Source organism: Vibrio sp. SCSIO 43086, from assembly GCF_051132235.1.
Taxonomy (GTDB): domain Bacteria; phylum Pseudomonadota; class Gammaproteobacteria; order Enterobacterales; family Vibrionaceae; genus Vibrio; species Vibrio diabolicus.
On record NZ_CP072677.1, the window covers coordinates 2,029,893 to 2,049,372 of the forward strand.

Annotated in this window: 26 protein-coding genes; 1 reads left to right on the forward strand and 25 read right to left on the reverse strand. The window is 42.8% G+C overall.

The window, feature by feature from the left end; genetic code table 11:
• Nucleotides 1–193: 193 nt before the first annotated feature.
• The 17 genes from J8Z23_RS09635 to J8Z23_RS09715 form a co-directional block, all read right to left on the reverse strand.
• Nucleotides 194–592 carry a DUF6232 family protein gene (locus J8Z23_RS09635; RefSeq protein ID WP_025519062.1) on the reverse strand — a complete coding sequence of 133 codons (399 nt, stop codon included), beginning with the start codon at nucleotides 590–592 and terminating at the stop codon, nucleotides 194–196.
• A 135-nt stretch (nucleotides 593–727) separates the two neighbouring features.
• Entirely contained in the window at nucleotides 728–1,006 is a 279-nt protein-coding gene (locus tag J8Z23_RS09640) for a hypothetical protein (RefSeq protein WP_033007115.1), read from the reverse strand.
• 234 nt (nucleotides 1,007–1,240) lie between these two features.
• Entirely contained in the window at nucleotides 1,241–1,609 is a 369-nt protein-coding gene (locus tag J8Z23_RS09645; protein ID WP_434633220.1) for a hypothetical protein, read from the reverse strand.
• Between the two features lie 98 nt (nucleotides 1,610–1,707).
• A complete protein-coding gene (locus J8Z23_RS09650) occupies nucleotides 1,708–2,346 on the reverse strand; it encodes a class I SAM-dependent methyltransferase (RefSeq protein ID WP_161445393.1) in 639 nt (212 codons plus the stop codon).
• A 127-nt stretch (nucleotides 2,347–2,473) separates the two neighbouring features.
• On the reverse strand, nucleotides 2,474–2,899 hold the full coding sequence (locus J8Z23_RS09655) for an N-acetyltransferase (RefSeq protein ID WP_029826613.1): 426 nt from the start codon (nucleotides 2,897–2,899) through the stop codon (nucleotides 2,474–2,476).
• A gap of 160 nt (nucleotides 2,900–3,059) precedes the next feature.
• Entirely contained in the window at nucleotides 3,060–3,677 is a 618-nt protein-coding gene (locus J8Z23_RS09660) for a LysE family translocator (protein ID WP_434633223.1), read from the reverse strand.
• 136 nt (nucleotides 3,678–3,813) lie between these two features.
• Nucleotides 3,814–4,215 carry a hypothetical protein gene (locus tag J8Z23_RS09665; RefSeq protein ID WP_434633225.1) on the reverse strand — a complete coding sequence of 134 codons (402 nt, stop codon included), beginning with the start codon at nucleotides 4,213–4,215 and terminating at the stop codon, nucleotides 3,814–3,816.
• Nucleotides 4,216–4,350: 135 nt separating this feature from the next.
• The gene (locus J8Z23_RS09670) at nucleotides 4,351–4,899 is read right to left on the reverse strand and encodes a hypothetical protein (protein ID WP_258517774.1); all 549 of its coding nucleotides are present in this window, start codon (nucleotides 4,897–4,899) and stop codon (nucleotides 4,351–4,353) included.
• A 177-nt stretch (nucleotides 4,900–5,076) separates the two neighbouring features.
• The gene (locus J8Z23_RS09675; protein WP_263856116.1) at nucleotides 5,077–5,400 is read right to left on the reverse strand and encodes a hypothetical protein; all 324 of its coding nucleotides are present in this window, start codon (nucleotides 5,398–5,400) and stop codon (nucleotides 5,077–5,079) included.
• A gap of 120 nt (nucleotides 5,401–5,520) precedes the next feature.
• The gene (locus J8Z23_RS09680; protein ID WP_301658990.1) at nucleotides 5,521–6,024 is read right to left on the reverse strand and encodes a hypothetical protein; all 504 of its coding nucleotides are present in this window, start codon (nucleotides 6,022–6,024) and stop codon (nucleotides 5,521–5,523) included.
• A gap of 100 nt (nucleotides 6,025–6,124) precedes the next feature.
• The gene (locus J8Z23_RS09685; RefSeq protein WP_434635299.1) at nucleotides 6,125–6,253 is read right to left on the reverse strand and encodes a hypothetical protein; all 129 of its coding nucleotides are present in this window, start codon (nucleotides 6,251–6,253) and stop codon (nucleotides 6,125–6,127) included.
• Between the two features lie 202 nt (nucleotides 6,254–6,455).
• Nucleotides 6,456–6,596, reverse strand: a complete 141-nt coding sequence (locus tag J8Z23_RS09690; protein WP_301658989.1) for a hypothetical protein — start codon at nucleotides 6,594–6,596, stop codon at nucleotides 6,456–6,458.
• A 210-nt stretch (nucleotides 6,597–6,806) separates the two neighbouring features.
• On the reverse strand, nucleotides 6,807–7,676 hold the full coding sequence (locus tag J8Z23_RS09695) for a DUF5677 domain-containing protein (protein WP_434633228.1): 870 nt from the start codon (nucleotides 7,674–7,676) through the stop codon (nucleotides 6,807–6,809).
• 140 nt (nucleotides 7,677–7,816) lie between these two features.
• Entirely contained in the window at nucleotides 7,817–8,395 is a 579-nt protein-coding gene (locus J8Z23_RS09700; protein ID WP_109170465.1) for an ankyrin repeat domain-containing protein, read from the reverse strand.
• A 614-nt stretch (nucleotides 8,396–9,009) separates the two neighbouring features.
• On the reverse strand, nucleotides 9,010–9,351 hold the full coding sequence (locus tag J8Z23_RS09705) for a hypothetical protein (protein ID WP_434633230.1): 342 nt from the start codon (nucleotides 9,349–9,351) through the stop codon (nucleotides 9,010–9,012).
• 145 nt (nucleotides 9,352–9,496) lie between these two features.
• Complete coding sequence (locus J8Z23_RS09710; protein WP_021448769.1) at nucleotides 9,497–10,192, reverse strand: DUF5677 domain-containing protein; 696 nt, start codon at nucleotides 10,190–10,192, stop codon at nucleotides 9,497–9,499.
• 140 nt (nucleotides 10,193–10,332) lie between these two features.
• The gene (locus J8Z23_RS09715) at nucleotides 10,333–10,707 is read right to left on the reverse strand and encodes a hypothetical protein (RefSeq protein WP_434633234.1); all 375 of its coding nucleotides are present in this window, start codon (nucleotides 10,705–10,707) and stop codon (nucleotides 10,333–10,335) included.
• Nucleotides 10,708–10,943: 236 nt separating this feature from the next.
• Here J8Z23_RS09715 and J8Z23_RS09720 point away from each other — a divergent pair, with 236 nt between their 5' ends.
• Nucleotides 10,944–11,906, forward strand: coding sequence for an integron integrase (locus J8Z23_RS09720; RefSeq protein ID WP_434633236.1), 963 nt, complete (start codon nucleotides 10,944–10,946; stop codon nucleotides 11,904–11,906).
• 291 nt (nucleotides 11,907–12,197) lie between these two features.
• Here J8Z23_RS09720 and J8Z23_RS09725 read toward each other — a convergent pair whose 3' ends face one another.
• The 8 genes from J8Z23_RS09725 to J8Z23_RS09760 all read right to left on the reverse strand — a co-directional run bounded on the left by J8Z23_RS09725 (nucleotide 12,198) and on the right by J8Z23_RS09760 (nucleotide 19,467).
• Complete coding sequence (locus J8Z23_RS09725; RefSeq protein WP_434633238.1) at nucleotides 12,198–13,211, reverse strand: phage late control D family protein; 1,014 nt, start codon at nucleotides 13,209–13,211, stop codon at nucleotides 12,198–12,200.
• Nucleotides 13,202–13,423, reverse strand: a complete 222-nt coding sequence (locus J8Z23_RS09730; RefSeq protein ID WP_137282157.1) for a tail protein X — start codon at nucleotides 13,421–13,423, stop codon at nucleotides 13,202–13,204. The genes J8Z23_RS09725 and J8Z23_RS09730 overlap by 10 nt, the downstream gene beginning before the upstream one ends.
• The gene (locus J8Z23_RS09735) at nucleotides 13,420–13,821 is read right to left on the reverse strand and encodes a phage tail protein (RefSeq protein WP_137282158.1); all 402 of its coding nucleotides are present in this window, start codon (nucleotides 13,819–13,821) and stop codon (nucleotides 13,420–13,422) included. The genes J8Z23_RS09730 and J8Z23_RS09735 overlap by 4 nt, the downstream gene beginning before the upstream one ends.
• Nucleotides 13,818–16,811, reverse strand: a complete 2,994-nt coding sequence (locus tag J8Z23_RS09740) for a phage tail tape measure protein (RefSeq protein ID WP_434633242.1) — start codon at nucleotides 16,809–16,811, stop codon at nucleotides 13,818–13,820. Before J8Z23_RS09740 ends, J8Z23_RS09735 begins: the two co-directional genes overlap by 4 nt.
• 118 nt (nucleotides 16,812–16,929) lie before the next feature.
• Nucleotides 16,930–17,523, reverse strand: coding sequence for a phage tail assembly protein (locus J8Z23_RS09745; RefSeq protein WP_256899447.1), 594 nt, complete (start codon nucleotides 17,521–17,523; stop codon nucleotides 16,930–16,932).
• 73 nt (nucleotides 17,524–17,596) lie between these two features.
• Nucleotides 17,597–18,103, reverse strand: a complete 507-nt coding sequence (locus J8Z23_RS09750; RefSeq protein ID WP_012127750.1) for a phage major tail tube protein — start codon at nucleotides 18,101–18,103, stop codon at nucleotides 17,597–17,599.
• The gene (locus tag J8Z23_RS09755) at nucleotides 18,103–19,266 is read right to left on the reverse strand and encodes a phage tail protein (protein WP_257888583.1); all 1,164 of its coding nucleotides are present in this window, start codon (nucleotides 19,264–19,266) and stop codon (nucleotides 18,103–18,105) included. Before J8Z23_RS09755 ends, J8Z23_RS09750 begins: the two co-directional genes overlap by 1 nt.
• Nucleotides 19,267–19,269: 3 nt before the next feature.
• Nucleotides 19,270–19,467, reverse strand: a complete 198-nt coding sequence (locus J8Z23_RS09760) for a hypothetical protein (RefSeq protein ID WP_256899449.1) — start codon at nucleotides 19,465–19,467, stop codon at nucleotides 19,270–19,272.
• Nucleotides 19,468–19,480 lie beyond the last annotated feature (13 nt).

A 19,480-nucleotide genomic window follows, 5' to 3' on the forward strand; every position in this document is an offset into this window, starting at 1 on the left:
CTAATCTATAACTGGAAACATTCCTTAAAACCTGTACTGATTATGCGATACAGCCCAAATTAGATGCATAAGCACATAACGCCTTGTTAAGGTGTGAGGCACGCAATACCGAAGGTTCCGCATAACACCTTAACCACTAAAACCAACGCATGGTAAAAATGCCACGCGTGCCGAATCACTCTTGAACAATTTGTTATACGAATTTCTTCAGTGCCAACACTTGCTGTTCAAATAACTCACAATCTGACTTTGAGTATGACTTAGCGACATTAACCCATTGAACGCCCGTTTCATCTATGTGGCGAAACTCGACTTGAAGTGCATATTTAGAACAACGAAAAAGAGCAAAAACCAAACCTACAACCGTCAGACTAAGAACTAAAACTAGTAGCCATTGTGGCACCTCTTCCAACCTTGGAATAACTAACCAAACTGCCCCTGAAAACACACACACCCAGAATAAAACTTGACCTAAATTATCAAGAAAACTTAACTTTTTAACCCTAACATTGTTTATCTTAGACAAAGGATATGAGTCTTTCTTAAACCTGAACTCTTTTGAATCCAAGTTAAAATCAGTATTTTTGTACATAATTTCCCTCTATTCGTATAACGCCCTGTTAAGGGGTGAGCAACGCAATACCGAAGCCGCCGCATACCACCTTAAACACTAAAACTAACGCATAGTAAAAATGCCACGCGTTGCGAATCCCTCTTGAACAGTTTGTTAGGCTACATTTCTACGTTTAACTTCTTTCTCATACGAAGATTCGTTGTATAGCCAAATAGCCCAAAATGCGAAAAACATCCCGATCGTGTAAATTGAGTAATTAAGAGCATTATCCGATAAGAAAATCGTAATGCTTGCCGCATCAGAAGACGGATATAGGAAAATAACATTAAAAATTATGTACAAAATGGCTGTGACGAAAGTTGTTCTGAAAAGCCAATTTAAACAGCCTTTCTTTCGCGATTTTTGCCAATTATCAAATGCTTTACCATTCATTAATCCACTCCTTTTCTATTAACTGAAGCTAGATTCACGCCAAGATACTATCACTACTCTATCGTTTATCTCATGTCGCCTAACGCCGCATTAAGGGGTGAACCACGCTACCACCCAACCTAAACCATTGTGCCGTAAACACTAAAGCCAATTCAAACCGAAACCGCCAAGCGTTGTGAATCCCTCTTGAATGCTTTGTTAGTTGACAAACTTAAGGCTTTAATTTGAAGTTGATTACCGCTTTGCCAACACTAACTTGACGTGTATTGAGAAACTCAAATCAGGCGCAGTTTCAAAGCGCCTGTTACTGAAACCACTTAGAACAAACAGCACCGTTGAATACAGCCTAACAACACCAAAAAGCTCATTTGAAAAGACAATATCACAGAGCTGACTCCCAACAAGTGAATTAGCTTCTGAAGCGGAAAGTCCGACCACAAAAAACAAAGCCTGATTTGCACAATCCTGAAAGACTAAAATTTGAAATACAAAACCGAGCCAGAAATGCACGAACATTAGCCCTAAACATTCTGCTTTAGCCGCGTTTTTCGCCTTGGCAACTAACGCCCTGTTAAGGTGTGAGCAACGCAATACCGATGTCACCGCATACCACCTTAAACACTAAACGCAACGCATAGTAAAAATGCCACGCGTTGCGAATCACTCTTAAACAGTTTGTTAGCAGTTTTTTATACACCAAATTATGCTTTTATCGCATACACCGTTATGTGGTTTGAAGTTTCACGCTCATAGACACTGATATGAAGCACTTGGAACCCTGCTTTCTCTAGTTCAACGACAAGATCACTTTCAGAGGTAACATGGCGATATGGACTGCCATCCCTATAAGTTTCATAGCTATTTTCATTTTTAGAACACAAGCTACTGACAAAAAACACCCCGTTTTCAGACAGTGAACGATAAACATGACTCAAAAATATGACTCGATCTGCACCGATAATGCAATGCAAGCAATTACCGTCAATGACAACATCATAACGTTCTGGAAGTTCAAGAGACTCTGCCGTTAGGTCAGCTGAATAATAATTACCCTTGACTCCTGTCGCTCTGGCTTTTTCCTTTGCCCATTCAATTGCGGTTGGTGAAATATCTATACCTGTCACCTCAAAGCCCAACTTCTGGAAAGCTCTGCAATGATGTCCTTCACCGCAACCTAATTCGAGCAATTTACCTTGCACGGGTCGTTTAAATAGCTCGAGAAAACGCTCCACTAAAACTGCTTTAGACATTCGCTCGTTGCCACCCCAACCTTTCCAGCCAGCTTGGCGAGCTTCAACATACATGTCTTCATGAACTTGATAGTCTTGTTTCATATTCATCCTTGACTGCTAACGCCCTGTTAAGGGGTGAGCAACGCAATACCGATGCCGCCGCATAACACCTTAAACACTAAAAACAACGCATAGTGAAAATGCCACGCGTTGCGAATCCCTCTTGAACAGTTTGTTATATGCCCGAACTCATTGTGTATTCGGAATGTCCAGTGTGCTCATCCAATTGCTCACTCACGACGTTGAAGCCTTGAGACAAATAGAATTGATAACTAGCCTGATTTTCCTTGTATACAGAAAGACTCAATACCGCCCTCTGAGTTTTAGCATGACTCAATAGTTGCTTACCAATGCCTTTACCTTGAAGTTCAGGAGAGACAAATATAGCTGCTAGACTATTTTCATACAGTGCGTAAAAGCCGACTACTTTCGACTCAGCTTCGTAAACGTAAGTTTCTGAAGCTGGAATGTAGATGCTACGCATGTTTTCTACTTGAGATTCCCAGAACTCAGCCGAAATGAAATCGTGAGCTTTAACTGACGCTTTAAGCCAAATTTCAAGAACTGAATCCATGTCATTTTCGTTGTACTTTCTTATCATTTTAAAGCTCTAAATAGCCGAATTTATCGGGGCAATATAACGCCGCGTTAAGTAGTGAGCAACACTACCACCCTAACCTAAACCATGGCACGTAAACACAAAACTCAACCAAAACAAAAATGCCACGCGTTGCGAATCTGCCTTAAACGCTTTGTTAGTTTTATTGCTGGCGACTTAATAACAAGCTTGCTCCAGACATAGCCAAAAAGGTTGCGCACCCCCTATTGAAGCGCTTTGCCATTTTTGGCTTCGTAAACCACTGCCTTAAATACATTCCGAATATGGCATAAATCGATATTGCACTCATTTCTAGAATTAAGAACGTAGCCCCTAAAGTGAAGAACTGCTCATTTACGCTAGCCGAAACATCAACGAATTGTGGCAGAAAGGCTGTAAAGATTAAGATAGTCTTTGGATTACCGGCGGCTAACAAAAATTCTTGTTTAGCTAAACCTAGTCGGTTGCGAGTTTTTTCTAGTTCAGAAACAGGACTTGCTTCCGAACGCCAAAGGTTATAAGCAATCCACAGCAAGTAAGCTGCACCCACAACTTTAATGGTCAGAAACAGAGCCTCAGATGCATAGAGAACAGCTGCTAAACCTGAAGCAGCCAAAGCAATCATTACAGCGAATGCAGCAATTCGACCAAGGCCAGCAATGAAAGCAGATTTAAAACCGTAACAACGAGCATTGTTCATAGACAATAGGTTGTTTGGGCCGGGAGTCATATTGAGCGCAAAACACGCAGGTATAAAGAACAATAACTTCCAGATTTCCACGATATTTCCTCCATAAAACTAACGCCTTGTTAAGGTGTGAGGCACGCAATACCGAAGATTCCGCATAACACCGTAACCACTAAAACCAACGCATAGTAAAAATGCCACGCGTGCCGAATCACTCTTGAACAATTTGTTATACGAATTTCTCCTTCAGTGCCAGCACTTGTTGTTCAAATAACTCACAATCTGATTTTGAGTATGACTTAGCGACATTAACCCATTGAACGCCCGTTTCATCTATGTGGCGAAACTCGACTTGAAGCGCATATTTAGAACAACGAAGAAGAGCAAAAACAAAACCTACAGCCGTCAAACTAAGAACTAAAACTTGTAGCCATTGCGGTGCCTCTTCAAAGCTTGGAATGGCTAACCAAACTGCCCCTGAAAAAACACACACCCAGAATAAAACTTGACCTAAATTATCAAGAAAACTTAACTTTTTAACCCTAGCATTGTTTATCTTAGACAAAGGATATGAGTCTTTCTTAAACCTGAACTCTTTTGAATCCAAGCTAAAATCAGTACTTTTGTACATAAATTCCCTCTATTCGTATAACGCCCTGTTAAGGTGTGAGCAACGCAATACCGAAACCGCCGCATACCACCTTAAACACTGAACGCAACGCATAGTAAAAATGCCACGCGTTGCGAATCACTCTTAAACAGTTTGTTAGGCACCATTTGCCCTCATCGTGAACTCGTCTGCTAAGAAGTTAGCATTCTTTATATATTGTCGAGCTGTTGCAGGAGTAATATCTGAATCACTCGCATGCACTGCCTTATTTCGCAATAAACGAAGCTCTTGATGAACTGTTTTAAATGCGTCGATATCTAAGTTTCTTTCTCTAGCAAGTTTAAATAGACCTTGATGAGAAACATTCTGAGGAAATCCTTTAGCAGTACAAAAGGCGCTAGTTGCCTTTTGTACTTTCAACCATGCTTCCAATACCGCAGCTCTGGGCGATGTTTCCGCCAAGTCTTCAAGAAACACGGAAGCCTCAGCAGTATCAGCATTTACCTTAATTTCCTCACTTTGTTCAAACGCGACTAGTTTTTCTAGTCGCTCTTGGAACTCAGCTTCTATTTCACCATACTTAAACTTAGATACGCGGCCAAGTAACTTACCCATAGGTTCTTTCAAGATCAGGATACAAAGAAATACTGTTACTGGCCATGCAAGGGAATCGATTATTGATGCTACAAATTCGAGTGTCTTCATATAACTATTATCCTACGCGTAACTGTGCTGGTGCCTAACGCCCTGTTAAGGGGTGAAGCACGCAATAACTATGCTGCCGCATGCCGCCTTAACCACTAAAATCAACGCATACCAGAAATGCCACGCGTGCTGAATCCCTCTTGAACAGTTTGTTATGAGCGTACTTACGTTGCCCACTTACCAGACAAAAAGTTTGAAACAAACGAGGATAAGCGCAACTGTGATAAGGCCAACCCAACCGATTGTTCGTGTTATTGTTTCCGGTGATTGTGTATTGAAATGAGGAAATAAAATGGCCCCAAAAGAGAACAGTGGCACAAAACCGTATAATTGCCCCATTTGTGATGACGTGCCCAAAGGGAAAGGCGGAACAAACAAATACAAAATCGTATACGCAATATACGCAAGCATGGCAATACCGGCTTCCTTTACCGACGTATCACTTTCTCCATACCAAAAGTAGAAACCCACAATTACACAAAAAACAGCCACACTGATCAACAGAACTATTCTCCTATTTACCCTTTAGCTCATAACGCCGCATTAAGGTGTGAGCAGCGCTTGGCTATACTTGAGCGAAGCGAAAACGCCAAGCGTTGCGAATCACTCTTAAATGCTTTGTTATGAGTATATACCCACCTTTCGCTTAATTTTTTCACACAAAGCATCCAAATCTTGGTAGATGAACTCCTCATCAACACCTAAGCTACTCAATGTATTAATCATCTGAAGCCGGTGGATGTTATCTTTGATTTTAAGCCTAATCATGTGAAAGTCATCTTGCTCTGTAAAGTATGAATCTATGCTTGCTGCATTATAGCCATGAACCGTAAAGCACCCTTTTTGAGTACTGACACGCTTTAGATGCTGAGTAGCATTGATAGCTATTGGTTTTTCAGGAATGCCTGCAATACCAGAAGGTCTCAAATTTGGGCCCAAGTAAGCGTCAAGGTTAAACTCACCAACGGTTGGAGAATTTATAACACGATTGTTTATTACAGCAGGGCAATACAACGACTGCACACCAAATGATTTTAGGTTGAGCTGATAAGGATTTAGAACCCATATTGCTCTATCTCCAACTCTGTCCGGTTCGGAATCCAAAGCAAAGAATAATGCTACCAACGCCGACTCAGACCAATCTAGTAGACGAGTCGGTAAACCATGATGTCGCATCAACGCAAAGATATCCCAAGGTGTTAAACTACCGTCATTAAAATAGGATTTATACGAAACCAGGCAATGGTTTTTGTTCTTCAGATGCAACACCTCGAAACCATAAATTAGCTTTGTTATCTAGTGAATCAATATATTCGACATATTGTCCAACTGTTTCAATTTCTACAATTTTCATACATATACTCATAACGCCCAATTAAGGGGTGAGCAACGCTACCACCCGACCTAACGCATTGTACCGTAACCACTAAAAATGAAGTAGAAACAAAAATGCCAAGCGTTGAGAATCCCTCTTAAATTGCTTGTTATGTTTGTGGCTATTTGAGACTACTGACGTTTAAAAACTACGTCTGGTAGATGGAACAGACTTCCTCAACTTAGATGCTGTAACACTTCAGTTTGAATACTTCGCAACAAGCTTTGAGTATGTTCTGACTGTAAATCGAGTTCGCACCAGCCGTCAGTTCCCATGTATTCGGCAGAAAGATATCTGATGTTTTCAAGAGCAACTTCATCATTAAAGACCCCAGATAGCCTGAAAATACCTGACTTTGTATGGATTCTGCTAATTTTGAAATTTTTCATAAACCTCCGAGAACATAACGCCGCATTAAGGTGTGAGCAACGTTACCACGAAACTCAACCATGCCACCGTAAACACAAAACCCAACGATGGAATGAAAAATGCCATACGTTGGGAATCACTCTTAAATGCTTTGTTAGCTGAATTATTTAGGTTCAAAATATTCTAAAGTTTCGTCTAAAGATTCTAACTCGTGACCTATTATTTTCTCCAATAACTGCTCTTCAATCTCTGAAATCTGCTTTCCTAATTGACTATCAATTTGATTAGAAAGAGTTCCAAGCATCCAACAGTAATATTTCAAAGAAAAAAGCGCCAAGTACACACTGAATGAAATCTTATAACTTTCAACAACTTGAACCATCTGAGGATTTACTTCAGGCGGGCAGTTATAAACCATGATTGCATTGATAACATCCTCAGACATTGTGTGTATAGAGTCCGATGCGGTTGCGTACATATTTCGGTATGTTTTTTCTGCACCCACAGCTTTAAATCTTTCAAAAATATTAGGCCACTTTAGATTTGTATCAGACATAAGTTTCGGATTTTTTTCTTTAAGTTGCTCGACAAAATCCATGCGACGTCGCATGCCTAGTTTATCAAAGAGATCATCTTCTCTAACAGCCCGTCTATTACCTTTCTGTGTCTTACTTTCCATGTCAGCTATCGAGTGTTTCAAATAACTTCTTGAACGCTCAATACTTTCATCTTCCAAGATATAAACAAGGTTAACTATATGTTCTAAAGCTATACGGAATGACGTTTCGACGGATGCTGTTTTCTTATGAGCAACAGAAAATGTTAGGCTCGCTAAGATTTCATTAACACTCCGCACTAGAACATATGATTGAATTGCCTTTACTACCCAAAGTTTTGAGGAGAAAATTTCCCTTAGAAGCTCCCCACCTATATAGTCTAGCTCCTTAAATTTTTCAGCAATAAAAGGAATTTCATTCTCATGTGCTTTATTTCGCTCTGCGCTTTCTTTTAAATAATTAATGTATTCTTCCAAACTTACCACTCTCTTTATTCAGCTAACGCCCTGTTAAGGGGTGAGCAACGCAATACCGATGCCTCTGCAAACCACCTTAATCGCTAAGACCAACGCATAGTAAAAATGCCACGCGTTGCGAATCCCTCTTGAACAGTTTGTTAGGTGGGATTTTCGCACGCCATAAGCAATGCTTTCAGCTCTAAATTCAATGAAGCCTCACCAATTTTTCTTGCTGAATTTCCCAATTGATTGCGGTAATTACAATCGGCTCCCGCCTCTAATAATAACCTAACACCTTCAATATTCTCATTGATTGCAGCAATCATTAATGGTGAGTTGTAAACATACTCTTGAGTAAGAAGTAAATTGGGATCACCTCCATTATCAAGAAGTAGCTTTAATATTTTGTTATTGGAGAAGTTAGCAGATGCAAAAACTGGGCTATTCCCGTCATAATTCTGTATGTTGGGGAGCGCACCACTTGATAGTAAAGTTTTTACCAGTTCATGGTCACCAAGAAATGACGCCATGAGTAATAGTGACGCTCCACATGAATTGACTGTATTAACGTCCATTCCCTTCTTCAACAAACGTTGAGCATACGAGCTGCTTTTTCCCTCAATCATCTGATAAATTGCGATATTTATAGGACTACTAGGGTCGTTTCTGCTTTTGCAAGAACTTGAATCACTTGTCAAAAACACTATGGATAAAGCTGCTAGTAAAAATCGCTTCAAAATAATCCCTCCTAACGCCGCATTAAGGGGTGAACAACGCAAACCACCCTACCTAAATCATTGTGCCGTAAACACTAAAGTTAATTCAAACCAAAACTGCCAAGCGTTGTGAATCCCTCTTGAATGCTTTGTTAGTTGCCAGACCTAAAGCTTTGATTTGAAGTGGATTGCCGCTTTGCCAACACTAGCTTTACGTGTTTTAAGAAACTCAAATAAGGCGCAGTTTCAAAGCGCCTGTCACTGAAACCATTTGGAACTCAAAATGCCGTAGAAAACGGATTAACAACACCAAAAAGATCTTTTGAGAAGACAATATTACAAAGCTGACTTTCAACAAGTAAATCGGTTTCTGAAACGGAAAAACCAACCACAAAAGAAACCTGAGAACGTTGGTCGCAAACCCGAACGATTTAAAATTGAAGTACGAAACCCCACCAAAAACACACTGACTTTAACTCTAAACATTCTGTTTAAGCTGCGTTTTCCTCGTTGGCAACTAACGCCTTGTTAAGGGGTGAGCAACGCAATTCCGAAGCCGCCGCATACCACCTTAAACACATAAACCAACGCATAGTAAAAATGCCACGCGTTGCGAATCCCTCTTGAACAATTTGTTATGTGAGTGCTTCACCATTAACTGAACTAAGGTATTCTGCTAATGCTTTGGCTCTAGACTTTGCTATATACAATCCTATTGGCTGGCATAACACAATAGCCAACATGAAAAAGCTCAGAGCGATATTTCCGTAGACAAAACCTATTACCACATTAATAGAAAGACCTACCATCACTACGATATATCGCCAGTATTCCATTTTTAGTTCGTAAGTATTTAGATCAGCGTTGTGAGTTATTGATACTGGAAAAGAGAATAGAGAAAGATTAACAAAAATGTTCTTGTTACGCATTTTTGCTTTAAAACCGCGTTTTAGTAACTCTTCTAATAACTTACTCATTCGAAATCCTTTTAGAACCTTTTAGCACATAACGCCCAATTAAGGTGTGAAGCACGCGACCACGACACTCAATTTAACCACCGTAATCACCGAACTTAACCCAAACTAAAATGCCAAGCGTGCTGAATCACTCTTAAATTGCTTGTTATACGAATTTTTCGCACAAGGCCTTTACCTGACTATGCATACTTAAACATTTGTCTTTTTCTTGCTGGCTGACTTTGTAAAACTCCAAAACATCGACTGTTGATGATAGTGCTATATTTATAGTTGATGACAGCACAAATAATAGGTCTTCTTGACCTATTTTGGTATTCAATACAATTTTATCATTCTCGAAATTCTTAGATGCCAAGGCACTAACATTTCCATGTGCATGACGACACAAATTGTTGTATACCGTTCTATAAAGTTCAGCACACCCTGCTTTTTGAAATCTATCATATATAGGTAGAGCTTTCTTTTTTTCAGATCTAAGTGCCTCTATTTTTTCAGTAGAAGGCTGAGATGTGTGATTATAATAAGGGCTCTCAGGTTCGTAATGAGAAAGGTGTCTATATTCCGAGTTTGCTTCAGAGGCATAAATAGACTTAGCGAAATTGTCATCAACCAATAAACACCTCAAATCCACAAATGACTCTAGACTACTTCTCATTAAAATTTGTAGCGATACGGAGCGATTGTTATCGATCAACACCAATGTGTCCTCACATAAAGAGTTAATACGTGCCCAAAGAGCTAAAATTAGCTTTGACCTTTGATCGTACGAATGAAGATCACTAATATGAGAATCGCGAAAAACGCAAAACTCGCTCCATATTTTCATAAACTCATCACGCATATATTACTCCATTCGTATAACGCCCTGTTAAGTAGTGAGGCACGCTATACAAAAGCTTCTGCACTACTCCGTAAACACAAAACTCACTGCAAACCAAAAATGCCACGCGTGCCGAATCTGCTTAAACAGTTTGTTATAACTCAAACCCAAATTGGCAGCTGATAGATTTTTCCATTTAGATCCACAACTACCGCTTCGACGTACACCTGATGGTTATCAGCACGATAAGCCGATATATAAAATTCTTCGAAGCATTCGATAGGTAAACTGTGAGATGCGCACAACTTAGGTAGCCACTTGCGATAGGCGAGAACCGTCTTACGTACTCTAGGCGTTAGCTTAAACAGCTCTTCATCTTTAGTTGGAATCCAACTAATTCTCACTAAATCACCCGCTTTAAGATTAGCTAGTTTGAAGATATCATCACGGACAAACCCACCATCGATGTAATTTTCGCCACTAAAAAATGATAGCGTAAAGTTCTTAGCCACACCTTTGATATTCTTCAGTTTCACAATTTCCCCTTGAGTTATAACGCTTTCTATACGGCAATTTGCCTCCTTTCTAGCAGGCTACCGCCCTCTTTCTGATCAAAAGCGCTATAAATCGTAGCACCTATATGCATGAAACAAATAGAAAAACAGTATGAATATGTGTGGTCGCGCGCGCAATTAGACGGCGCAATACACGCTAATTACAAAAGAGGTGATAGATTAAGGGAGCTGTATAAATAAACAGGTCATTTTTTATCATGAAAAGTCAGTTTTTACTTAGTGTAAAAGAGCACATGCTTACTCGTCATTATGCGAATAAAACCATCGAAAGTTATCTATTTTGGATAAAACGCTTTATCACTTTCCACCAGCTTGCACACCCTTCGACACTAGCAGAAGATGATGTCGTTCAGTTCCTGAGTTACTTAGCAGTAAAAGAAAAAGTTGCGGTAAAAACGCAAGCTTTGGCACTAAACTCAATATCATTTTTATATCGTGATTATTTCAAAACTCCACTATCACTTGATATGAGATTTCAGAAATCCCTGACCGAAAAGAAACTTCCCGTTGTATTAACTAGGGAGGAGATCCGACGATTCGTTCAACATATCGACCCGAGGTATAAACTCCATATTCAGTTGCTTTATGGCTCAGGGCTTCGAGTCATGGAGTGTTTGCGCTTAAGAGTTCAGGACATCGATTATGATTATGGCGCAGTTCGTGTTTGGCAAGGAAAAGGAGGTAAAAATCGTACCGTAACGTTAGCAAAAGAGCTACATGAGCCGCTTAAAGCTCAGGTTAATTTAGCAAGAGATTACTATTTTAAAGATAGACACATGCCTGGTTATGCGGGTGTATACATCTCTGAAGGTTTACGACGTAAATACCCAAAAGCGGAGCTAGATTTTAACTGGCACTTTTTATTCCCATCAACAAAGTTAAGTACAGATCGGGACACCGGAGAGCTCAGAAGGCATCATATCAATGAAAGTGCAATACAAAGAGCGGTAAAGCGCGCTGCAACGGATGCGTGTATCGAGAAAACAGTAACATGCCATACACTCAGGCACAGCTTTGCCACACATTTATTGGAGTCTGGTGCTGACATTAGAACAGTACAAGAGCAGCTTGGTCACACCGATGTAAAAACCACCCAAATCTATACTGCATTTCATCATGTCAACCACAAAAGCGCACGGCCATTGGTGAACTTAAAATAAATCAATAAAAATCAATCAATTAAACCAGCCAACTCTACATAAAGGTTCTCCTGCTCATTTCATAGATGACCAAAATAAACCCTAAACATTCAAAAATGCATGCTTAACTCGCCCCATTCTTGCCCCAAATTTGCCCCATTTATCACAACAAAAAAGGAAGCAATGGCTACTATAGAAAACGTGCATTAATAATAATTTGGGCAGACCTTTGCAACAAGGCAGATCCCCCCAACGGAATTAAGCAAATATACGCAACTAAAGAAGAATTAGTTGGTAAGGGGAACACATCCCCTAACCCTGTACAAATGTAGCAGTAAGCTGAGCTCTAGCTCCTTGCTTTCCGCCAGTCATGACGACTCTATCTAATGACCACTCCCCTTGCATGTAAAGTGGGAATTGATTTGAAGTTTTGACTATACCCTCCGCATAGAAACGAGGGTTGGCAGGAAGGTCGAGACGAATCTCTGTTCCGGTTCGTTCGACCTTCCTCAGCTCATCCTGAGCAGCTTGCCTTGCTTGGTCCGCGCTCTGATACGTTTGAGTAAGCTTCTTGAATGGCTTCATGCCTACCATTTCAATGACTTCTTCACCAGTACCATCATTCCACCAAGCTGCTTTAATGCCTTTAAATTGCTTTCGGCTAGGCATATTTAAGCTGGCATTAGTAAAGCCTTTCTCGGTTGGTTGGTTATTGGCTGGCAAATCGATATACACAGGATCGAGTGTTTTACCTGATAGGCTTTTTACTTTACCTCGACGAGCAAGGACATAAAAAGATTCAACAGGCTTGGCCACCGCATCATACTTTCGTGCCAAACGAGTTAAGAATGACATATCGGTCTCATCCGTTTGGTCTACATGCTCGACTCCTATTCCATCCAACTCGGGGTCGACTCTCGGACTCAAATCATGACGACTAACAACTTCACGAAAAATACCGCCTAATGTGCCACTGTACGTTTGCGAACGACGCTGTTTAAATTCCGTTTGGTCGTTAACCTGAAAAGGTGCTGCCGTGGCTACAATAGTAAAAGCATGCGGAAATAACTGAGGTGTGATTCGAGTAATGGTGAACTGACCACGACTGAACCACTGGATAGGCTCATCATCCGCGATACCAATATCAAAGCCTATAGTGACACCTTCAGGTGGTAGCGAATCCATATCTGGCGCAGCCACTTTCAGCTTAATTTGATCGGTTTCCTCACCGGAAACGTCAGTGAGCTGCCACGTTTGAAGGTATTGATTAATGACTTTACTGCCCTGTCCGGTTGTACGGGCAATAACTCGAGTTGCTAATCCCATATCGTAACCACTCTCTCTGGCTCAGGCTCTGATTTAGCCTCGACCGTTGGTAATTCGATTCGAGTTCCAGTGGGAAGAATAACGGGTAACTGATTGAGGTGAGGATTCAGAGCATACAACTGACGCTCCAAATCATCACCATCGTCCTGAAAATAACGATACAGGACATCACCAACCGTATCACCAACCACACTTAATGCGACAGTGCTCAATTGGCAAACTCCTCAAACGTAATGGTGAAACTCACAATCATAGGCGTACCATCATCAATCACATCTTTCTCATCGTCGTTGAGTGACATGATCTTCCATAAGCCCATGTTGTACCCGTAATCATCTGTGAGCAGAACCGGCGCTCGCAGACGCTTAATTTCTTTCAGTCTTCGAATAGAAGCTCGGCCTTCAGCTCCAAACCACTTCCCTTTAATTGTTTTACCATCTAACGGTTCATGCGTGTTTTGACTCACCGCTTTACCGTCCATAATATCCAAATTCACCCAACCACCTTGGCTGGTCGTCGAAAGCGTTTCGTATTCGGTGCCGCTTGCGACACCGAATACAAACGCTTCTATGTTTTTGGATGGGACAGACAAAATTAGCTGCTGCCTCATACATCACTCCTATCTGAAAGAGAACCGTCCATCGCTACCGATAACGAACCAGACCCCATCATGCCTTCAGCCATCATCATATCTTTCAACTTAGCGACCAAACGATTCAGCATATCCTCGTCCTGTTGAGGATTGCTTGAGGATGGTGGGATAGTTAAGTTAATTTCGATCTTACGGTTATCTTGATTTGTCTGAGAAAGCGACTTCGCAATACTATCCGGTGACGGCAGCACACTCGTCGGCTCGGGTAACGTTGCCAAGCTTGAGCCGCCATCAGGACTATTCTGCAATGCATCATCTTGCAACTGTCTAGTAGGTTGAGTTAATCCGTCTTTTGCTTTGTCCAGCGTCGCAGCTTTCGCGGTTAGAGTTTCCTCTTCATCACTCGAAAACAGACCAGCAACTTTCGTCCCTAGCCACTCGCCAACTTCACCACCGGCTAAGCCACCAAGTGCTCCACCGACGACCGTACCTATACCTGGTAAAATCGCGGTCCCAATCGTTGCACCTAATGCCGCACCACCCAAACCGCCAGCCATATCACCTGCAGTACCACCGATTTCTTCTGCACTACCGTTGTTGATAGCGGAAGTTAATGCCGCGCCCTGCAGCATGATATTGAGTGGTTTGAATAGTTTCCCTGCGGTGCCTGCAATACCTGCCATCATGCCTTTTAATGGCAAAGAGCTAGCGACATCACCAGCTACTGTTGCCGCATCAGCCCCCATCAGAGCCAAATCAGCCGCATTAGCACTTGATGTAAGTAGTGATAAAGCCGTACCGCCACCGAGAACAGCAGCTCGCTTACCCCACTTCCCTTTTGCTGAACCATTAGAAGACGCAGCAAAGGCTGGTGCAGGCGCCCCCATGCCACCCATAGGAAGGAAATCAGTTAGCCGACTACCAAGATCAAGCAGGCGTCCAAATTTGCCACGCCGACGCGATAGTCTTGCTCTTCTCGGACGAGATTTGCGTCGACTGGCAGTGGATGCCCCATCACGTTGATAGCGATTGCGACCAAGGCCACCATTGTTACCAAGGTTATCCAACGTTTGATTTAAACGAGAAAGGCGTGATGTCGCTTTCTGAGCTGACTCAGCAGTGCTATCTAAACCAATACCAAGCTTCGCCTTACCTAAATCAGCATAGTTCTTACCCTGACCGAGTAATAATTTACCAGTTTTAAAGGCTAAGGCTGCACCTTTTACAGCGACCAAGGCAGCAGGGATCGCCATTAAGGCTGCAGTTGCACCTGGTGCCGATTGCGCGGCTTCTGTTAACCATGTAACTGCTGGCGTGACGGTGTCAAGCACATCACCTACAACAGGCAACATGCTTTCGCCTAACACCGTGAACAGTCCAGTGATGGAAGCAGTAAAGGCGGATATTTTCCTTTGAGCAGTCGCTGACTGAACTTCAAACTCTTTCTGCATTGAACCAGCAAAGTTGGTGTCCTGCTCTACTAACTTGAACGCTTTACGGAAGTTATCCAAGTTCTGCAGAAGAGGGGCGATTGAGCCGATAGACTCGGACCCGAACAGGTTTTTCATCAAGGCGGTTTGAACGTCGGCATCTTGGTCTTTAATAGCCAAGAGCACCTGCTCTACCGTCTTAGGTGCATTTTCCTGCATATCTCGCGCGAGGTCTGCTGGTTCAAAACCCAACGTCATCAACGCATTTTTTTGAGCACCACTGGCCGAGTCGCCAGCCGTTAAACTTAATAGCAAGTTCTTTGTCGCGGTCGCTGCGATTTCTGTACTTGCGGAACCGGATAACACTGCTGCTGATAATGAGGCGGCTTGAACCTCATCAAGACCAGCGTTGGTGATCACTGCCCCTTGACGAACGAGCACTTCGGTCACATCTTTTGCCGTGGTTGCCATGTTGTCACCAACATAGTTCACCGCATTCGCCAGGTTAACCGCTTGGTCCTGACTAAGATTCATCGTCGTGCGCCATTTCATCATTGACGCGCCAGCTTCATCGGCGGTCATATCAAAGGCCACCGACATTTTTGCTGCGGACTCAGCAAAGTTAAACAGCTCATCTTTTTTGATGCCGTTACGAGCACCCTCGGCAATGATTGCAGAAAGACCTTCTTGAGTAACACCCAATTTAGGCGCCTCAATCACGATCCTTTTCTTCATCACCTCCAGTTCTTCATCGCTGGCATCATTCACCGCTTTTTTTACATCAGCAAACGCTGATTCAAAATCGACAGCAAACTTAATGGGTACTGCCAGAACGGCCCCTTTCATTGCCAAATCTAACGCCTCGCCTCCCAATTCGGAGCGAGCCATCTTATTTGACTCAATCTTTGCAGATGCCGCCTGCACCGATTTCAGCTTGGCTTTCTGCTTATCCAGTGCAGCGTTCGCAGCCGTAATATCACGCTTAATCTGACGTTGTGCTTCACCAAACTTATGTGCCTGAATGCCAGACTCATTTAACTTGGATTTCAGACCATGAAGCTTCGTTTTCTGAACATCGTAATGCTTGGTGAGCTGGGAAACTTCATAGCGTGATTTATCATAAGCAGCCTGCGTTTTACTGAGCTGCTGCTGATGTTCGTTGAGATTGGCTGTATTGAGTTTGACTTCTTTGCGCGCTTCCTTAATGGCTGTTCGCAAAGCTTTACTCGGATGTTCCGTGGCTCTCATTTGAGCTTCAAGGTTTTGAAGCTTACTTTGAGAACTGGCAACTGCTGACTCGTAGCCTTTCGTTTGGAGCCCCAGCTCCTTCGTGGCTACAGCCAACTGTTCCGCTTTTACTTTAGCCGAGGCCATTTGAGCTGACGTTTCGGTTAAGTCACGCTTAATACTCGCGTAAGAGTTAAGGCTGGCGGCACTAGCATTGAGCTTTTTGATCTCTGCCGACTGAGCTTTAACATCCTCAGTCAGTGAGTCAAACGATGCACTGGCCGCCTTGAGCGGTGCGGAGTATTGGTCAATCGCTGCAATGGCAACTTGATACTTAGATTGATTACTCATTGTTGCTTCAACCTTTCAATTGCCAAATAAAAACGGCGCACTGCCACGTCGGCTGGTAATGCGCCTATTTGCTCATCGTTGTAGGGATAAACGAGCGGCAGATAATCACAGAGCGCTTCTATATCTTTGTCTGAAAGAAGCCTGCCTGCTGGTTTAAAAAATTATCAATGTTAACCTGCAATTGATTCCAATCCGGCATGAACAATCTGCCTATTTCGGTTTCGCTTAAACCTGAACAAGCATGAGTAATAAACGCCTGTTTTTGCTTATCCGTTGGCTGAGCCTTGTAAATCTTGCGCGTTTTCACCGATGGCACTTTCAATTCGATTTCAGTAATCGTGCGACCATCATCCGCAACGATTGGCAGGGCCAGTTGAATTTTTTCACTACCAATTTCAATGCCTGGTAACCAATCTAATGATGTCTTAGTAACCAAGCGGAAAATGATTTTTTCTACCGAGTTAAAATCTGGTGTGGATAGCGTATCAAAAGCCTTTTCTGAAATACCCGTTAACGCCAGCGTGAACGCTTCAACCACAACGTCCTGATCGTCTTGTTCAACATCGACACCGCTATAAATGCTGAACGTCAAAGGTTCAAACGTTAGCTCAGTAATTTCAGTATCATCAACGGTGATGGGGTGAAGAAGGTGGTGCGTAATTGGGGTAAGATTTAGTGCTTTTTTCTTTTTGTTTTCAATTTGCAGAGTCATGAATTTTCTCCAAAAAAAGGCTCCCCTTCGGGAGCCAACTAGCTAGAAATTTGAAATGGGTCCACGGACACAATTAGCCGCGACCAAGATTCGAACGATGTTTCGCCATGATGTCACCTTTACCCAGATCAATTTCCTGAGTATCAAGGTTAATGTTGTAGCGAGTCTTACCATCTTCTGTGTGCTTGTAGATACGAGGCGAAATTTCAATCGTGGTTTCAGAGATCGCTTGCGATACTCGCGAGCCATCATCCACTTTATTAATGTCGCCCGTGTATGAGCAATGCTCTGCAAATGTATTGCCATCTTCATCTTGATACGATGCTTTAACGTCAATCTGAACGCGTGTGTCTTCTTCCACACCATACGCCTGCAGCGCTTCTACCGTGGCACCTTTCAGTTTAAGGGTGGCATTACCTACCACCACGCCAACACGCTTCTTCGTGGACGCATAGCGCCCACCTTTGGCATCTTCTGTTTTACGCTCTACCACTGGTGGCGTATGTTCTTCTAACTCACCGAAGAACTTGTGACCTTCGATCACAACTTCGGCCATTACTAATGTGCGTTGACCTGCCATTACAAGATCTCCGAGATAAAGTTGTCGATAATGCCGATATCCTCAATGAGGTGGTAAACCATGTGCTCATTTGGTGGGAATCCAGCGTAACGAATTGCGATGTACCAAGTACCGTTGCGGTAGGTTTCAGCCGTATTAAGCTCTGGGTGAAGCGACACTTCCATACCGATCACTTCTTCATTCGCTTTAAGCTGAGCACCCCATGCGTTCAGTTTGGAAATTTCTTGTTCCATGAACGATTTGTCGAGGTTTTCTGCCATCACCTTTTGCGCAGACTTTTTCAGTTTGCGACAAATAGCCTGCTCCAAGCACACCTGATTAATAAAGCGACCTGAAAGTGTACGGTTACCCAGCAGGGAAATGCCACCCAAGTCCGTTTTACCGAAGTAGCAAATGCCGTGACGGTTCAAGAGATCACCCTCGGTAGAGGCGTCGAGAATGTCATAGGTAATGTCACGCTGGACGCCTTGCGCGTAGGTGCCTTTATTGCCAGGAGATTCATGCAATGCCACGCCAGCATGACAGCCAACCGACAACACTGAAGGTGGTACGTAGACGCTAGCACCTGCTGCTTTCGAGTAAATGCTTGGCTGTGGGTCAATCATGGTCGCGATGTCATAACCCGTATCTTGAGTGCTCAACGTCAATGAATGATCAATGACTGCTTTGGTACTGGTTGACAAACCATCCAAGTGAGGGAACGCCATCAGTTTCAACGCTTCCGCAACAAGCGCATCAGAGGCTGGTTTTTGATGGGTATAACCTGGTGCTGCAATAATGGTCGGGGATTCCGTACATAGCGAAATAGCCGCAATACCTGTACGCTGACCCGTGGCTTCGTCGATACCTCCGATCACGTTGTTTAGCGTTTCAGTATCATCGACACCTTCTGGCACCACAATGACATACTGAGGAACTTGAACCTTCTTCAAGGTTTCTGTCACCGCATACCACAACCAACCTTCTTCTTCGCCTGTGGTATCCAGCTTGGCGGCGTCGGTCGTGTTAGCGACGCGAAATGGCACATTGAAAGGAACATCGGCATGTTTGGCTGGCGCTGTTCCAACCCAACAAACGACATGCTTACCCAAGGGCCCCGTTGGAGCAGGCAAAGCTTTCTTCACAATGGAAATACCATTGTGCTCAAATGAAGTGATTTCCATAAATTATTTGCTCTTTACGGTAGTTTTGGTGGCAGTCGCTTTCTTTGAAATACGACCGTTAATGAGTAGTGCTTTAGCCTCCTGTGGAAGAAGGCTTAGCTCTTGGTCTTTGGTAGTCCAATGACCTTTATGCCAAGGGAACGGAAGCTCTACGATGTAGGTTTCGCGCTTCGCCTTAGACGTTGGTTTGGCTTGATTCATATTTGCTCCAATA

What these genes read in the sequence shown, in the direction of transcription:
- J8Z23_RS09635 (WP_025519062.1), bottom strand. Translation starts at nt 592, where the DNA reads ATGTACAAAAATACTGATTTTAACTTGGATTCAAAAGAGTTCAGGTTT.
- J8Z23_RS09640 (WP_033007115.1), bottom strand. Translation starts at nt 1,006, where the DNA reads ATGAATGGTAAAGCATTTGATAATTGGCAAAAATCGCGAAAGAAAGGC.
- J8Z23_RS09650 (WP_161445393.1), bottom strand. Translation starts at nt 2,346, where the DNA reads ATGAATATGAAACAAGACTATCAAGTTCATGAAGACATGTATGTTGAA.
- J8Z23_RS09655 (WP_029826613.1), bottom strand. Translation starts at nt 2,899, where the DNA reads ATGATAAGAAAGTACAACGAAAATGACATGGATTCAGTTCTTGAAATT.
- J8Z23_RS09665 (WP_434633225.1), bottom strand. Translation starts at nt 4,215, where the DNA reads ATGTACAAAAGTACTGATTTTAGCTTGGATTCAAAAGAGTTCAGGTTT.
- J8Z23_RS09670 (WP_258517774.1), bottom strand. Translation starts at nt 4,899, where the DNA reads ATGAAGACACTCGAATTTGTAGCATCAATAATCGATTCCCTTGCATGG.
- J8Z23_RS09685 (WP_434635299.1), bottom strand. Translation starts at nt 6,253, where the DNA reads ATGAAAATTGTAGAAATTGAAACAGTTGGACAATATGTCGAATATATT.
- J8Z23_RS09690 (WP_301658989.1), bottom strand. Translation starts at nt 6,596, where the DNA reads ATGATGAAGTTGCTCTTGAAAACATCAGATATCTTTCTGCCGAATACA.
- J8Z23_RS09705 (WP_434633230.1), bottom strand. Translation starts at nt 9,351, where the DNA reads ATGAGTAAGTTATTAGAAGAGTTACTAAAACGCGGTTTTAAAGCAAAA.
- J8Z23_RS09710 (WP_021448769.1), bottom strand. Translation starts at nt 10,192, where the DNA reads ATGCGTGATGAGTTTATGAAAATATGGAGCGAGTTTTGCGTTTTTCGC.
- J8Z23_RS09720 (WP_434633236.1), top strand. Translation starts at nt 10,944, where the DNA reads ATGAAAAGTCAGTTTTTACTTAGTGTAAAAGAGCACATGCTTACTCGT.
- J8Z23_RS09725 (WP_434633238.1), bottom strand. Translation starts at nt 13,211, where the DNA reads ATGGGATTAGCAACTCGAGTTATTGCCCGTACAACCGGACAGGGCAGT.
- J8Z23_RS09735 (WP_137282158.1), bottom strand. Translation starts at nt 13,821, where the DNA reads ATGAGGCAGCAGCTAATTTTGTCTGTCCCATCCAAAAACATAGAAGCG.
- J8Z23_RS09740 (WP_434633242.1), bottom strand. Translation starts at nt 16,811, where the DNA reads ATGAGTAATCAATCTAAGTATCAAGTTGCCATTGCAGCGATTGACCAA.
- J8Z23_RS09745 (WP_256899447.1), bottom strand. Translation starts at nt 17,523, where the DNA reads ATGACTCTGCAAATTGAAAACAAAAAGAAAAAAGCACTAAATCTTACC.
- J8Z23_RS09750 (WP_012127750.1), bottom strand. Translation starts at nt 18,103, where the DNA reads ATGGCAGGTCAACGCACATTAGTAATGGCCGAAGTTGTGATCGAAGGT.
- J8Z23_RS09755 (WP_257888583.1), bottom strand. Translation starts at nt 19,266, where the DNA reads ATGGAAATCACTTCATTTGAGCACAATGGTATTTCCATTGTGAAGAAA.
- J8Z23_RS09760 (WP_256899449.1), bottom strand. Translation starts at nt 19,467, where the DNA reads ATGAATCAAGCCAAACCAACGTCTAAGGCGAAGCGCGAAACCTACATC.